At 49.0% G+C, this 15,885-nt stretch carries 14 protein-coding genes; 9 read left to right on the top strand and 5 right to left on the bottom strand.

The genetic code is table 11. From position 1 onward, the window contains the following. Window positions 1-18: 18 nt before the first annotated feature. The 6 genes from tamL (at window position 19) to secG (ending at window position 7,111) form a co-directional block, all read left to right on the top strand. Window positions 19-2,436, top strand: a complete 2,418-nt coding sequence (gene tamL, locus AAHB90_RS01790; RefSeq protein WP_342083188.1) for a translocation and assembly module lipoprotein TamL — start codon at window positions 19-21, stop codon at window positions 2,434-2,436. Window positions 2,437-2,529: 93 nt separating this feature from the next. Continuing rightward, complete coding sequence (gene miaB, locus AAHB90_RS01785) at window positions 2,530-3,999, top strand: tRNA (N6-isopentenyl adenosine(37)-C2)-methylthiotransferase MiaB (RefSeq protein ID WP_342083187.1); 1,470 nt, start codon at window positions 2,530-2,532, stop codon at window positions 3,997-3,999. A gap of 76 nt (window positions 4,000-4,075) precedes the next feature. Then, window positions 4,076-5,371 carry a sigma-54 interaction domain-containing protein gene (locus AAHB90_RS01780; protein WP_342083186.1) on the top strand — a complete coding sequence of 432 codons (1,296 nt, stop codon included), beginning with the start codon at window positions 4,076-4,078 and terminating at the stop codon, window positions 5,369-5,371. Next, complete coding sequence (locus AAHB90_RS01775) at window positions 5,361-5,882, top strand: LptE family protein (RefSeq protein ID WP_342083185.1); 522 nt, start codon at window positions 5,361-5,363, stop codon at window positions 5,880-5,882. Before AAHB90_RS01780 ends, AAHB90_RS01775 begins: the two co-directional genes overlap by 11 nt. Window positions 5,883-5,942: 60 nt before the next feature. Further along, window positions 5,943-6,596: a hypothetical protein gene (locus tag AAHB90_RS01770; RefSeq protein ID WP_342083184.1), complete on the top strand. Its 654-nt coding sequence runs from the start codon at window positions 5,943-5,945 to the stop codon at window positions 6,594-6,596. Window positions 6,597-6,721: 125 nt separating this feature from the next. After that, on the top strand, window positions 6,722-7,111 hold the full coding sequence (secG, locus tag AAHB90_RS01765; RefSeq protein ID WP_342083183.1) for a preprotein translocase subunit SecG: 390 nt from the start codon (window positions 6,722-6,724) through the stop codon (window positions 7,109-7,111). A 51-nt stretch (window positions 7,112-7,162) separates the two neighbouring features. On the opposite strand, the gene AAHB90_RS01760 is transcribed toward secG, so the two are convergent. Then, window positions 7,163-7,870 (bottom strand): hypothetical protein, encoded by a 708-nt coding sequence (locus AAHB90_RS01760; RefSeq protein ID WP_342083182.1) that lies wholly within the window; start codon window positions 7,868-7,870, stop codon window positions 7,163-7,165. A gap of 227 nt (window positions 7,871-8,097) precedes the next feature. Here AAHB90_RS01760 and AAHB90_RS01755 point away from each other — a divergent pair, with 227 nt between their 5' ends. Next, window positions 8,098-8,394, top strand: a complete 297-nt coding sequence (locus AAHB90_RS01755) for a co-chaperone GroES (protein WP_019940524.1) — start codon at window positions 8,098-8,100, stop codon at window positions 8,392-8,394. 56 nt (window positions 8,395-8,450) lie between these two features. Then, a complete protein-coding gene (gene groL / locus AAHB90_RS01750; RefSeq protein WP_342083181.1) occupies window positions 8,451-10,082 on the top strand; it encodes a chaperonin GroEL in 1,632 nt (543 codons plus the stop codon). Window positions 10,083-10,245: 163 nt separating this feature from the next. Here groL and AAHB90_RS01745 read toward each other — a convergent pair whose 3' ends face one another. Next, window positions 10,246-10,917 (bottom strand): ABC transporter ATP-binding protein, encoded by a 672-nt coding sequence (locus AAHB90_RS01745; protein WP_342083180.1) that lies wholly within the window; start codon window positions 10,915-10,917, stop codon window positions 10,246-10,248. An 85-nt stretch (window positions 10,918-11,002) separates the two neighbouring features. On the opposite strand from AAHB90_RS01745, the gene sucC reads away from it, so the two are divergent. Continuing rightward, window positions 11,003-12,226, top strand: a complete 1,224-nt coding sequence (sucC, locus tag AAHB90_RS01740; protein ID WP_090156836.1) for an ADP-forming succinate--CoA ligase subunit beta — start codon at window positions 11,003-11,005, stop codon at window positions 12,224-12,226. Window positions 12,227-12,337: 111 nt separating this feature from the next. On the opposite strand, the gene AAHB90_RS01735 is transcribed toward sucC, so the two are convergent. The 3 genes from AAHB90_RS01735 to AAHB90_RS01725 all read right to left on the bottom strand — a co-directional run bounded on the left by AAHB90_RS01735 (window position 12,338) and on the right by AAHB90_RS01725 (window position 15,851). Then, entirely contained in the window at window positions 12,338-13,672 is a 1,335-nt protein-coding gene (locus tag AAHB90_RS01735; protein ID WP_342083179.1) for a GntP family permease, read from the bottom strand. Between the two features lie 4 nt (window positions 13,673-13,676). Next, window positions 13,677-14,828, bottom strand: a complete 1,152-nt coding sequence (locus tag AAHB90_RS01730; RefSeq protein WP_342083178.1) for an alpha/beta hydrolase family protein — start codon at window positions 14,826-14,828, stop codon at window positions 13,677-13,679. A gap of 126 nt (window positions 14,829-14,954) precedes the next feature. Beyond that, a complete protein-coding gene (locus AAHB90_RS01725; protein ID WP_342083177.1) occupies window positions 14,955-15,851 on the bottom strand; it encodes a diacylglycerol/lipid kinase family protein in 897 nt (298 codons plus the stop codon). Window positions 15,852-15,885: the final 34 nt, after the last annotated feature.

Here is a 15,885-nt window from a genome sequence, read left to right as displayed (position 1 = left end):
AGGACTATATACGGCTGGTTGATTCTCCTGATTCTGACGGGGCTATTTTCCTGCGCACCCAAACCCACTTCCAAAGGCTATTTGCTGGGCACCTCTTCCATCAAGGGCAATCGCGTGGTAAGCGACTCGGAATTGGACGCATTAATCCCGCAAAAACCTAACCGACGGTTGCTGGGCTTTCCCATCTTCCCCTACGTTGGCCTCTACCGTTTCGGCGAGCTGTTTTACAACCGCGAGGAAAGGCAGCGCAAGGTGATCGAGGTGACGCAAAATTACCAGAAAGAATCCCAGGAACACGCAGATTCTCCCCGAAAGCTTGAAAGAATCCAGACCAGGTATGCTAAAAAGCTTGAAAAAGCACAGATAAAAGCCACGCAAGGCAACTTTTGGATGAGGGTACTGGGCGAAGCTCCCGTATATTACGTCCAGGCGGATGTGGTTCAGAATGCCGAGAAAATGCAGAAATACCTGTACAACAATGGTTTTTTCGACGCAAAAGTCACCTTTGACCCCGACACGATTTTTAAAAGGATCCGGGTCAATTATCTCGTTACCGAAAACCGGGCGACGATGATCCGCAAGATCCACTACCAGGTCACCAACGAGCTGGCGGATAGCCTCATCAAAGCAGATACAAAAAACGCGAAATTACTTCCCCGCAAACGCTATGACGGCGACGCCTTCGAGGAGGAACGCGTCCGTATTGAAACGCTGCTCAGAAATGAGGGCTACATGGGCTTTTCGCGGCAGAACATCAGTTACATTGTAAACGATACGATTACGAACCGTCCTACCGACAGCCTGTTCAAATCGGTGGATGTAAAGGTCCGGGTCGATATGCCGGCACAGGCCAGCAGGCGTTATTCGGTCAATTCGGTCAATTTTGAGGTGCTACCGCCCTCAGGCGTGCCGGATTCGATTTTCCGGAAGGATACCAGCGTGTTTGAGGGTATCAAATATGTGTTTTCGGACAAAAAATTTTCCCGGAAAGTGCTCGACACCAAAATGCAGGTACGTCCTCATACCTGGTACAGCCAGAAAAAAGAGCGCGATACCCAACAGCAATTGTCGCTCACCGACCAGTTCCGCTTTGTCAATTACAACTACACTCTCGATTCAACCGGACGTGGTATTAACAGCTATTTCAAAGCCATCCCGCTCGACAAATACCAGATCTCAACCGACCTGGGCCTTAATGTAATTCAATTACAAGGCACGCCGGGGCCATTTGCCAACCTGTCGTACAAGATCAGGAATGTGTTCAATGGAATGGAAAACTTCGAAACCAACATCAGGGGCGGAATCGAACTGGTGCCGAATTTTGTGGGTAACCGGGAGATTTACAAGAGCGAAGAGATCGGCGTCAACGCGTCTCTGACCTTTCCCCGGCTGCTCACGCCGCAGAATTTATTCAAAAGGCAAACCGCCAACAATAACCCGCGTACGCAGTTAAGTCTGGGTTACAATTATGTGAACCGGCCGGAATACACCCGTACCAATGTCAAGATCAACACCAACTACTCATGGCAGCCTACCCACAATACGCTCGTAAATGTGTCACTGGTTGACCTTAACATTTTGAATAACACCTACCTGCGCTCTGACTTCGATTCACTGCTCAATGAATTGAAGGAACAAGGCAACAACCTGATTTACAGCTTTAAATCCGCGTTCGTATCCGACCTCAATGCCAACTTTGTATACAATACCAATTCACTCATCGGGCCGCAGAAGAAAGCCCACTACTTTCGGATCGCTGTCGAGTCGGGTGGTACGACGCTGAATTTTTTACCCCGGCAGCGCGAAGTGATCAGGAACGTGTTTGGTGACAGTCTTCAATTTTACAAATACATTCGCTGGAATGCCGACTACCGTCGTTATTGGCCGGCCGGAAGAAGATCGGCACTCGTCGCCCGCGTTAATACGGGTGCGATTTACAGTTATGGTGACAATAAGGTCCCTCCGTACGAAAAGTACTTTTTTGCGGGAGGTTCGAACAGCGTTCGGGCATGGCTACCCCGGCGGCTTGGCCCGGGCTCTGCCCAACCGATTACTTATAACAATCTTTCGATTGAGTCCCCAGGCGAGTTCCTGCTCGAAGGTAACCTGGAATGGCGCGGATTTCTGGCAAAATTCTTCGGCGACATCAATTACGCATTGTTTATCGATGCCGGAAACGTGTGGCGGCTAGGCAATGCAACTTCGGATGACCAGAAGCTTAAAGCCGATAAATTTCTGCGGGAAATTGCCGTCGGAACAGGATTCGGGATCCGTTATGACCTTTCCTTCTTTGTCCTTCGCTTTGATTTCGGGGTTAAAGTATACGATCCGGCATTGCAGCGGTTCGTACTCGATGAATTAAAACTGAAACACCTTTTCAGACGCACGGAGGCCAATTCCCTGAATATCAATCTCGGCGTAGGTTACCCCTTCTGACCGTATTCCGGCCATTGCCGGCGTATGACAGTTTGTCAGTTTTCGTCGAAATTTTCCTATCTTTGCGCTTTGAGCGTTTAAGAATTCCTTCTCATGGAGCATAGAATTGCAGATTCATTAAAAATTTTGACAGAGGCGGACAAGGAAGCCTGTGAAACAGTGCGGGTTTCAGAAAATGAACCTGTTTCAGGAAAGAAAAGACTGTTTATCGAGAGCTATGGTTGCCAGATGAATTTCTCCGATAGCGAGATTGTCGCTTCCGTCATGCGTGAAGCCGGTTTTGCCACGACCTCGGACGTCAATGATGCGGATCTGATATTTCTCAATACCTGCTCCATCCGTGATAATGCGGAACAAAAGGTAAGGAACCGTCTGAGGCACCTCAATTTCATCAAAAAGAATAAACCCGGAACACTGATAGGGGTACTCGGTTGTATGGCCGAACGCCTCAAAACGAAGTTTTTGGAAGAGGAAAAGATGGTCGATATCGTGACCGGACCCGATGCTTACCGCGATCTTCCGCGACTGGTAGAAGAAGCAGGAACAGGGCAAAAAGGTGTAAATGTATTCCTTTCACGCGAAGAAACTTACGCCGACATTTCCCCTATCCGCCTGAATTCCAATGGCGTATCGGCATTTGTTTCGATCATGCGTGGTTGCGATAACATGTGCAGCTTCTGCGTAGTGCCTTTCACACGCGGACGCGAACGCAGCCGCGATCCCTACTCGATCGTTAAAGAAGCCGAAGAGTTATTCCGCGACGGTTATCGGGAAGTTACGCTGCTGGGCCAGAACGTCGATAGCTACAAATGGAAATCGGAAGGAAATGCAGTCGATGAAACCTCCGGCCAGGTCCTGGTGAACTTTGCCAATCTGCTCGAAATGGTGGCACAAGTAAGTCCCGAACTTCGCGTCCGGTTCAGCACTTCGCACCCGAAAGATATTACCGACGAGGTGTTGTATACCATCAAAAAGTACGACAACATCTGCAACCACATACATTTACCCGCGCAAAGCGGCAATACCCGCGTGCTGGAAGTCATGAACCGGACTTATACACGCGAGTGGTATCTCGGCCGCATCGACGCGATCCGCCGGATCCTCGGTGAAGATTGTGGTATTTCCCACGATATGATCGCCGGCTTCTGCACTGAGACCGAAGAAGAGCACCGGGATTCGCTGTCGCTGATGGAATATGCCCGATTCGATTTCGGTTATATGTTTACCTATTCCGAACGTCCCGGCACACTCGCTGCAAAGAAATTTGCAGACGGCGTTCCGGAAGATGTCAAGAAAAGAAGACTTGCGGAAATTATTGAATTGCAGCGGCGCCTTTCACTCGAACGTAACCAGCGATTGCTGGGCACCGTTCAGAAAGTGCTGATCGAAGGCCCTTCCAAAAAATCGGATGAGGACTTCAGCGGGCGGAGCGACCAGAACAAAATGGTCGTATTTCCACGCGAAAATCATCAAAAAGGGCAATATGTTGACGTGCTCATTACCGATTGCAACGCCGCTACCCTGCTTGGACGCGTGTTGCTGTCCGAGCCGGTTTTGGGTTAATGCATTGCCCCGTTTTTTAAACCCGTTTTGACAATTAACTAAGGCTTTCCGCCTGTCGGAAGCCCTCAGATATTTCATGGATTCATCGGAAATACAAGCTATAAAGAACCGCTTCGGGATCATCGGCAACTCGTCGGGCCTGAACCACGCGATCAATGTAGCCGTGCAGGTCGCGGCGACCGACCTGACGGTTTTGATCACCGGTGAAAGCGGTAGCGGAAAGGAATCGTTTTCAAAAATCATCCATAGCATTAGCGCTCGCAAACACGGGCCTTTCATTGCCATTAACTGCGGCGCGATCCCGGAGGGCACGATCGATTCGGAGCTGTTCGGGCATGAGAAAGGTGCATTTACCGGTGCACTCGATGCGCGCAAAGGGTATTTTGAAACCACCAACAGCGGGACAATATTCCTGGACGAAGTAGGCGAAATGCCACTTGGTACCCAGGCCAGATTACTTCGTGTTTTGGAGAACGGGGAATATATCCGGGTTGGCTCTTCCAAAGTTTTAAAGACAAATGTCCGCGTTGTTGCGGCCACGAATGTCAACCTGCTCGACGCTGTGAACAATGGAAAGTTTCGCGAGGATTTATATTACCGCCTAAATACAGTCCCCATTTACGTGCCTCCCCTGCGCGATCGTGGCGAAGATATTCTATTGCTTTTCAGGAAGTTCACCAATGATTTTTCCGAACGTTACCGCACCAAGCCTGTCAGGCTCGACGCCGAAGCACGCGATTTGCTGGTGCAATATTCGTTTCCGGGAAACATCCGTCAGCTTAAAAATATCGCTGAGCAGATCACCATACTCGAAACCGACAAAGAACTGCCGATCAGCGTCGAAACCCTGAACCATTACCTGAACCCTGTGCAGCCATCGAGCCGGAGAGCATTGGTACCGCTGCGCTCGGGCGACGACAACGGCACTTCGTTTTCGGAAAGAGAGCTCTTATATAAGGTACTCTTCGATATGCGGCGGGATATGACCGAGTTGAAAAAACTCGTCAGAAATGTGCTTGAAAATGAAAAGCATGGTGGCGACATTCTCAAAGACCATCAGGAACTGTTCAGTTCGCTGAATACGGTGGAGCCAATGATTACCACGCCTACTATCGAGCCGGCACGCCTGCTCTCCCAGCCATCATCCCGAACTGTGGACCTCGACCGCTACTCAGAGGAACGCGATGAAATCGAAGATGTAATGCACGTAACTGCCGAAGAAGAATCGCTTTCCCTGGAAGATAAGGAGAAGGAAATGATCATCAAGGCGCTTCGGAAAAATAATAACAAGCGAAAATACGCTGCAAATGCATTGGGCATTTCCGAGCGCACGTTATACAGGAAGATCAAACAATACGACATTGAAGAATAATAGTACCGCCCGGAAAATGTGGGCATTCCTGATACTGATCTGCCCCGTTTTCATGTCGGGCTGCGGCGTTTATTCGTTTACCGGCACCAACCTTTCTCCCGACATCAAGACGTTCAGCGTGCTCAACTTCACGATGGGTACGGCAGGCGGCCCAAGTGATTTACCGCAGCGATTGACAGAAGATTTGAAGGAATACTTTCAACGGAACACCAGCCTCGTTAGCCAACCGGGCGGGGGCGACCTCGTACTCGAAGGTTCCATAACCGGTTATGACGTGACACCTGCGGCACCGACAGCGAACGACCAGGCAGGCCTGAACCGGTTGAATGTGACCGTGCAAGTGCGTTATACCAATGCAAAAGACGAGACGAAAAACTTCGACCAATCGTTCACTTACTACGCCGATTTCCCTCAGGATCAAACGCTTAACCAGAATGAGGCACGGCTCTTGCCGACGATCCGGGAAAACCTCGTGCAGCAGATCTTTAATAAATCCGCTGCCGACTGGTAGGAAAAGCCCCGCACGAACTTTCAATTTCAATAACTCGACTTTCTCATTAATAACCGGAATATGGCGCTCATCGATAAGGAAACATTTGATCAGCTGGTGAAAAAACCGGGCCTGATCACGGCAGATGTGATCCCGCAGCTGGAAGCCACGATCAAGGCATTTCCATATTGCCAGATCCCCTATTCGATGCTGGCCAAGGCATCGAGCCTTGCCGGTACCGAAAAACTGGAAGAAGCACGCCCACGTGCGGCTGCATATGCGCTCAGCCGTGTAGCATTACAGCAACTGGTGGAGAGCGACAATGAACGTTACGACGCTACGGTCGATGTGGACGATATCCTCGAACCACAGATAACGCCGGAGCCACTCGACAGTGACGATATTCTGATCACCACCGTTGAGCAACAAGCTTCTGCGGAATTGCAACGGTCCGAAGAACAGCGTCGGCAACAACAGATCATTCAGGGTTTTATGAAAAAGAACCCGCGTATTGCCCGCCAGGACAACAACCTGGAACCGGTCAGTATCGACCTGAGCAGCCGGTTAGCGGTCAGCACGGAAGGCAGTATTGAAACCGAAGCATTTGCTAATATCCTTATCCGACAGGGCAAAATTGAAAAGGCGATAGACGTCTATCAAAAATTGATTTTGAAAAAACCGGAAAAAAGGAATTACTTTGCGAAAAAATTGAGCGAACTGTACGCGAGGTCGTAAGGAGTTCCGAGTTCTTAAGTTTAAAGTCAAGAAGTCAGAAGGTCAGGAAATTATAATACATTCACACATTCACACATTGAGTCATTCAAAATTCAGTCGTTCAATCATTCAAAATTATTTAAAGCATGTATTTGGGTTTAATTATTCTTGTTGCCATTGTTGCAGTATTGTTGATTTTGGTCGTTTTGGTCCAAAATTCAAAAGGTGGAGGGCTTTCGAGCGAATTTAGCGGAGCAGGCACTACCCAAATGTTCGGTGTTAAAAAGACTACCGACCTTCTCGAACAAATCACGTGGGGGCTGGCAAGCGCAGTGATCATCATTTCACTCGCATCTTATATTATGGTTGGCGGTGACAATACCGGCGCCGGTATCAACAGTGTGAACGTAGAAAGAGCTCAGAATGCAGTCGTACCGGGTGGCAAAATTGCTCCCGCACCTGCTGCGAAGGAAGGCGCTGCTCCTGCCGGAACCACAACACCCGCTGCTACTCCTGCCGACACAGCTAAGAAATAATCGGAGCACTGGTCCAAAAAAAAATCCTGCAATGCTCTTGCAGGATTTTTTTTATGCCACATTGATCTCCCGCAGCACCAGCCGCTCCGCTACCGGAAGCAGCGTTTCGTGCAAAGGATATTCATATTTAGATTCCACTACATAAGTCGCAGGATTCGGCATCGCCCGGTTCTGCTTCGTCAGGTCAACCTTGATCTGCGAAATCGTGTTTCCGATGCCGATACGGACGGTGTCAACATAGCTGGTTATCAGATAACGTTCCTTCAATGCATTATACAAGGCAAGCTGGTATTGAAATATGCTGACCAGCGGCTGAAAGGTGTGCATAAACAGCAGATAACCTTCCTGTAAATGTAATGGGACAATGCCTACCGGCGAAACCCGCACATTCTCTTCCACTTCCGAAAACCGCTCCGAGCCTTCTTCAATGGATTGGGAAAAACGCGGGATCGCAAAATCGAGAATGTAGTTCAGATCCGACATAAACGGATCGTCCTGGTGAGTCTCCTCGTACTGCAACTGCCATGTTTTGACGTCAATACCTGTCAGATTTTTGGGTAAACCCGTCCTGATCCTGCTTTTGTTATTTCGAACGCTGACACAAGTGTCGAGGTGCCACTTCAATTCTGGCAGAAAAGGGTGCAGCCGGTTGTGTGTAAACTGCTCTCGGACGTGCTGAAAGTAGGCCATCAGCACATATTTTTTGTATTCAAAATCAAAAATTCCTTCGGTAAGCCAGTTTTTATCGAGCTCTGACATAGGGTCCTTAATTTGGTGTCGATAAAATTTAATCAATTCCATCGCTGAAAGCAAGATTTCAGCATTCCTGACACACAAATGACATTATAATACTATAACGACACGACTGAGTACAAATTTGTCACACTAGCCGGAAAAAATGTCAGAGCAAACAGGCTGGCACGAATTGTGCTAACGGGATGGAAGTCTAATCATTACTGACAATTAAAAATAAACGTTTAATATTTATGTCAACTTTAGCAGAAATACAAGTGAATGTACAACCGCTAGCTGACCGCGTTCTGATCGAACCAGCCCCAGCCGAAGAAAAAACTGCATTTGGTATCATTATCCCTGATACTGCAAAAGAAAAGCCACAGCGCGGAACCGTTCTCGCCGTTGGCCCCGGTAAAAAAGATGAGCCGCTTACAGTAAAAGTTGGAGATACCGTATTGTACGGTAAGTATTCAGGCACTGAATTGGCATATGAAGGGAAAGACGTCCTGATTATGCGCGAGTCGGATATCTATGCCATCATAGGTTAATCCAAACCACTCAGATTCAATAGTTTCTCTTAAAGTTTTTCAAATTCAAAACAATTATGTCTAAGAAAATATTTTTTGACACAGAAGCCCGCGACAAGATCAAACGCGGTGTGGACACTCTGGCTGACGCCGTTAAAGTTACATTGGGCCCTCGCGGTCGTAACGTGGTAATCGACAAAAAGTTCGGTTCTCCAAGCATCACCAAAGATGGTGTTACTGTTGCCAAAGAAATCGATCTGAAAGATCCTATCGAAAACATGGGTGCTCAGTTGGTGAAAGAAGTAGCTTCCAAGACTGCTGATTCGGCAGGTGATGGTACTACTACTGCTACTGTCCTGGCACAGGCGATCTACTCGATCGGTGTGAAAAACGTAGCGGCCGGCGCTAACCCAATGGACCTGAAACGCGGTATCGACAAAGCGGTTTCAGTGATTACAAGAGATCTGGAAGCTCAGAAAAAAAATATCTCTACCTCAAAAGAAATCGCTCAGGTTGCTACCATCTCTGCAAACCATGACGAAGAGATCGGTAACATGATCGCTGAGGCAATGGAGAAAGTGGGTAAAGAAGGTGTTATCACCGTTGAAGAAGCTCGCGGAACCGAAACAGAAGTTAAAACTGTGGAAGGTATGCAGTTCGACCGTGGTTACCTGTCTCCATACTTCGTAACCAACACCGAGAAAATGGAAGCTGAACTGGAACGTCCGTTCATCCTGATCTCTGAGAAGAAAGTTTCTTCTATGAAAGAACTTCTTCCTGTGTTGGAGGCAGTTGCTCAAACCGGCCGTCCTTTGCTTATCCTTTCAGAAGATGTTGACGGAGAAGCATTGGCTACATTGGTAGTAAATAAAATCCGCGGTGCATTGAAAGTAGCTGCTGTCAAAGCTCCTGGTTTCGGTGACCGTCGTAAAGCAATGCTGGAAGATATCGCTATCATCACCGGCGGTACTGTTATCAGCGAAGAGCGTGGTTTCAAACTGGAAAACGCTACTTTGGAATACCTTGGTACTTGCGAAAAAGCAATTATCGACAAAGACAACACTACTTTGGTTAACGGAAGCGGTGCATCTGAAGACATTCAGGCACGTGTTAACCAGATCAAAGCGCAGATCGAAAACACAACATCTGACTACGATCGCGAAAAACTTCAGGAGCGTCTGGCCAAATTGTCTGGCGGCGTAGCTATCCTTTACATCGGTGCTGCTACTGAGGTTGAAATGAAAGAGAAAAAAGACCGCGTTGACGATGCATTGCACGCGACCCGCGCTGCCGTTGAAGAAGGTATCGTTGCAGGTGGTGGTGTGGCTTACATTCGTGCTACTGCTGCCCTTGAAGGCGTTGAAGGTTCAAACGAAGATGAAAAGACCGGTATCAATATCATCCGCGTTGCTTTGGAAGCTCCATTGAGAACCATCGTTTCCAACTCAGGCCAGGAGCCATCAGTAGTGCTTCAGAAGGTGAAAGAAGGAACAGGTGCTTACGGATACAATGCGAAAGACAATACCTACGGAGATCTTCTCGAAGCAGGTATTATCGATCCTAAGAAGGTATCCCGTCTGGCTCTTGAAAACGCAGCATCTATCGCTGGTCTGTTGCTTACAACAGAATGCGTGATCGCTGACGAGCCGGAAGAAGCTCCTGCGGCAGGTGGCCACAGCCACGGCGGTGGAATGGGCGGCATGATGTAATCAAGCGTCCGTTTCTTCGGAAAATATAAAAACGGGTTGTCAGGAAACTGGCAACCCGTTTTTTATTGGGCCGCAGGCGGCCGTCTGTTTGTCGAATCGATTCGTCGCTATAAACAAGATGCTCCTCGCGGAGCAGCATCGGGCTATGTAAAGAATCTGGTTTTTACACTGAATGCTGTACCATTAAACCGTCCTGCATGATTAACCTCCTATCGGCCATTTCGGCCAGTTCTTCATTGTGTGTTACGATAATGAATGTCTGCCCGGTTTCTTCGCGCAGCTTGAAAAACAACTGATGCAGATCCAATGCGTTATGCGAATCGAGGTTGCCACTCGGTTCGTCGGCAAGTACAATGGCCGGACGGTTGAGTAATGCCCTCGCAACGGCTACGCGTTGCTGTTCACCTCCTGATAGCTGTGACGGCAAATGGTCCATCCTACCGCCGAGGCCCAGCAATTCAAGCAGCTCTTTTGCCCGCTGTTGAATGTCTTTTTCATTCATATTCCCATTGATATAACCCGGCATGCATACATTCTCCAATGCAGTAAACTCCGCCAGCAGGTTATGGAATTGAAAGATGAAACCGATCTTCTCGTTCCGGAATCGAGCGAGCTCTTTGTCCTTTTGGGTAAATACATTAATACCCTCGATAAACACCTCGCCCTGCTCCGGCCTGTCGAGTGTTCCTAGGATGTGGAGGAAGGTACTTTTTCCCGCTCCCGACGGCCCGACAATGGCTACTACCTCTCCCTTTTTTACTTCCAGATCAATGCCTTTTAAAACCTGCAAAGACCCATAAGTACGCCTGATCCCGCTCGCCCGAAGTAGCTCCATAATGAAAAGATAATTGCGCTGAAAACTCGCCCGTTTTGATTAATTCCTTAATTTGCCGTGAAAATACCAATTTACTTTTATACTCATGAATATTCACGAATATCAAGGCAAAAGCGTTCTTAAAAAATACGGTGTGCGTATTCAGGAAGGCCTCGTAGCCGACACTCCGGATAAAGCAGTGGAGGTTGCACGTGAGCTGAGCCAGCAGACAGGCACCAAATGGTATGTTGTAAAATCCCAGATCCACGCAGGTGGTCGTGGCAAGGGCCGTATCGTCGGCAGCGAGCAGCGCGGTGTGGCATTGGCTAAGTCTGTTGAAGATGTCAGGACCATCTCCAATAATATCCTGGGTAAAGTATTGGTAACGCACCAGACCGGTGCAGAAGGCAAGCGAGTAAATAAAGTCCTGATTGCAGAAGACGTATACTACCCAGGCCCAAGCGAGCCGAAAGAATATTATCTGTCGATCCTTTTGGATCGTGGCAGAAACTGCAACGTAATCATGGCCAGTACCGAAGGCGGTATGGACATCGAAGAAGTAGCAGAACATACTCCTGAAAAAATCATCAAAGAATGGATCGACCCCAAAGTTGGATTGCAACCGTTCCAGGCGCGTAAAGTGGCATTTGCCCTGGGCCTGGAAGGCGATGCATTCAAGGAAATGGTGAAATTCATTTCTGCATTATACAGAGCTTACGCGGAAAGCGACTCGTCGATGTTCGAAATCAACCCGGTTTTGAAAACATCCGATAACAAAATCCTTGCCGTTGATGCCAAAGTTGACCTGGACGACAATGCGTTGTACCGTCACCCTGAACTGGCTGAAATGCGCGATACCAACGAAGAAGATCCATTGGAAGTAGAAGCAGGTGCCAATAACCTGAACTATGTGAAACTGGACGGAAACGTAGGTTGTATGGTAAACGGAGCCGGTCTGGCGATGGCTACCATGGACTTGATCAAACTTTCAGGCGGAGAGCCTGCCAACTTCCTCGATGTGGGCGGCGGCGCGAACGCACGTACCGTAGAAGCAGGTTTCCGTATCATCCTCAAAGATCCTAACGTAAAAGCGATCCTGATCAACATCTTCGGTGGTATCGTTCGTTGCGACCGTGTTGCTGCGGGTGTTGTGGAAGCTTACAAAGCGATCGGCGAGATTCCGGTGCCTATCATCGTTCGTCTGCAAGGTACCAACGCGGAAGAAGGTGCGCGCATTATCAACGAATCCGGTCTGAAAGTGTATTCAGCGATCGAATTCAAAGAAGCTGCTGCAAAAGTTTCCGAAGTTCTGGCTGAGCTGGGCGTTTAAGAAACCAGCCTCAGGCTGATATAGCATAACGTTATGTCACCCTGAGCGCAGTCGAAGGGCATATGCGATGTCGCATTTACCCTTCGGCTGCGCTCAGGGTGACATTCGTTTTTAACCCAATATCAAATACAACACCATCGTCGTCGCAAAACTGACCACACCCTGTAACCCTGTCAGAATGGTATGTGTGCGGTAGGTATCCTTCGCAGAAATGCCGGTAAACTGCGATACTACCCAGAACCATGCATCATTCGTATGCGAAACGATCATCGCGCCGCTTCCGACCGCCATTACCACCAATGTTATTTGAACGGGCGTTACAAAACCGAGGGAAGCCAGTAGTGGCGCCAGAATGCTCGTGGTGAGTACCATGGCCGACGTGGTAGATCCCTGGGCTGTCTTAAAAAACACAGCAATCAAAAAAGCGATCACGAGCAGGTATCCGCCCGACATTTCATTGTGCAGCAGCCATTCGCTGACCATATCCTTCAAAGAAGTCTCCTTTAAAATAGCCCCGAATGCACCTCCCGCACCTACCAGCACGAGCGTAGTGCCACAATGCTCAATACCGCTTTTGAAGCAAGCCATCATACGTTGCGAAGCATTTTCCGGGAAAAGGGAATAGCTGAAAAAAATTGCCAGCAGAAACGACACCAATGGGCTGCCGAGGAAGCTCAGCCAGCGGGTCAGCTCTTCCGGGAAATGCAGGATTTTAGCGAAGGATGCCAGCGTTATCAGCAAAATAGGGAGCACAATAGGCATGAATGCCTTCCATGCCGCGGGTAGTAACTGCTCCTCGATCATGCGCGGCTCTTCAACGGCTGCGTCGTCGATCAGCTTTACATTTGCGGCATATTTCCCGGCAAACCAGGTCGAGAGAAAAAGGCTGGGAACGGAAACGATCAAGCCAATCAGTATTACCAGGCCAATTGAATCGGGTATACCCAGGTTGCCCGCTGCGGATAGTGGTCCAGGCGTCGGCGGTACGAGTGTATGGGTAGCAAATAGTCCGCCGGATAGCGATAATGCAATGGTGGCAAGCGGCTTGCCGGTTCTCCTGGCGACGATCTGGTTCAGTTTATGCAAAATAATAAACCCGGAATCGCAAAAAACCGGAATACCTACAATACCACCGATCACCGACATTGCAAACGCAGGCCGCTTCTCACCGAATAGCTTTAATATCACGTCAGCAACTTTAATGGCAGCCCCGGATTTGTCAAGAATAGCGCCTATCACACAGCCCAGGATCACCATCAGCCCGATCTTTGACATCAGTTCTCCAAAGCCTTTCCCGATAGTCTCAGCCAGCTTATCGATAGGCAGCCCCGCAAAAACACCGACCCCAATAGCAGCCAGCAACAGCCCGATCAGCGGATGCATTTTCAAAACCGTGGAACTGAGAACAATAAACGCAATAGCGGCCAGAACGATGACGAAGATCATGTGCTTACAAGAGTTTAAGCACCGCTTCGTCGCCCATTACGGCATTAGCCGGACGTGGATGACTGTCGTCAAAAACGGCCAGATCCTTTTGTTCCAGCACTTTGGCAGGTTCTTCATCGATTTGTCCGTCCTTAGTTGTTACGGCTTTCAGATCAAGTTTCAGGTGTTTGGCCATAAATGCATACATCGCTTTCCGCTTCGATGGACCGTAGTCGTGCTTCTCGTTGGCCAGATGCATCGCTTCGAGATTACCCTTTTTGTCATAAAGTGAATAGATCTTCTGCATGAACGGGTATTCCACTTCCGGCGTGTTCTTAGTCCAGTCGCCGCCGTCGGAGATCATGATCATCGGCCGGGGTGCGGTTAATGCTGCTATTTCCACGTTATTGGTCTGGTAGTCGCCTTTTTTGTGAATAGGCAGCCCGCTTTCGCACACACAGCCACCAAAGAAATAAGCGGAAACCATCACCACCGGCACGGAAACTTTCACACGATTGTCCAATGCGGCGAGCAGGAAAGTTTGCGTCCCGCCGCCCGATTCGCCCGTGCAGGCTACCCGGTTAGGATCAACGCCCGGAATCGATAACAGGAAGTCGAGAGAGCGGATGCTATTGATAGTCTGCAATTTCAATGCTTTCGCCATTTTATGCTCGCATTGCCTGGCATCTCCCTGCCCTACCATGTCCCATACGAACACGATGGCGCCCATACGTGCGAGCGTGGCGCAGCGCTTCTGCGTTTGCTCGCGGAAACGCCCATGGGGGTTCTCGCCATGGCCGTGCGGCGCGAGGATGGCCGCGTAAGATTTCTGTTGCTTTAATGGTCGGTAGAGGTTACCCGTCACATAAATACCAGGCATGCTTTCGAATGCCACATTTTCGATCGAATAGCCGTCCATTTCCCTTTTTGAATGCATAATGGGTTTTGAAGCCGGTTTCTCAGGTAATGTCTGCAAATCCATCCCGTTGCGGATCTGCTGGCGGATCTGGGCGGCCCGCGCTTCCCATTCGACTTTGGAGGTAGGGACGTGTTTATCGAGGAATGCTTTGCCCTGTTCTTCGGTAAAATAGCCGCCCTGACATAGTTCGGCTTGTTGGGCGAAGGAGGTGGATCCGAGGCCAAGAACACCTATAAGGATGGCATATGCGATTTTCATATTTGGATGTCGATTTTGGACAGAAAAGCACGGCAGAAGGTGAGAATACTGTTACAGCACGCCTATAATTGGTGCAACGCGCCATTCTGGGTTCCCTTCCAGCCGTCGCTGATGCACCGTCGACGGTTACTGTTCTTCCCGCAACCCCACCGGGATCGCAACTTTCACATATCCCTTCAAAATGATCGCTTCCAGTTCCTTCACGAGCCCCTTATACTCCCCGTCGATCTGGAAATGCGCGGCTTTTTGAACACATTCAATCTTTGCCTTTTCCACTGAGATCACCTTCATAATTTCCGGGTTAAAGTCGGTGCTGCCTGCGAGGATTTTGGCCGTTTCGATAAAATCCAGCTTTTTGGCAATCACCAATTCGAAGAATCCGTCGCACATATCGCCGATGGGATTGATACTCACGCCGGTACCATATTTTTTGGCATTGGCTATTATGACGATCAATACCTCGGTTTCCAGCACCTCATCCCCTGTGGTGATCTTTACGTCAAAATTTTCGTGCTCACTGAGCGTTCTCAGCATTTCACGGGCATAGCCCAGTTTGCCACGGGTATCGCTGTCTTCGTAATTCTTGACGAGCAACGCATTCAATCCAATATCCGCCAAATGGAGGCTGATTTCGCCGTTGATTGAAACTGCATCAATGGCGGAAACTTCCCCTTCGAACGCCACTTCCAATGCCTGATCAATGGAGCCCGACAATCCGAAATCGGCGGAAAGACCGTTGGCAGAACCCGCAGGAATAATGCAGAGGATGGCGTCCGTACCGTGCAATGTTTGTGCTACCATGGAAATAGTACCATCCCCACCAGCCACGAGCACACGTTCCGGCCTGATATTTTCAACCATTTCCCTGATGGTCTGCTGATCGTCCTCACCGGTAGTGGAGTAAATACGCAGATCACAACCCTCCGCTTCCGATTTTTCTATAACCCTTTCAAAAATAACATCCTTATTCACGTCCCCGGAAATGGGATTTACTACCAGCAAAACTTTCGGTTGTGAAGACATATTCGATAAATTAGGGACCTGATGTCGCAGAGGA

Source organism: Dyadobacter sp. OTU695, from assembly GCF_038440355.1.
Taxonomy (GTDB): domain Bacteria; phylum Bacteroidota; class Bacteroidia; order Cytophagales; family Spirosomataceae; genus Dyadobacter.
Note: the sequence above shows the minus strand (reverse complement) of the source record. Positions and strands in the feature narration are given on the sequence as shown.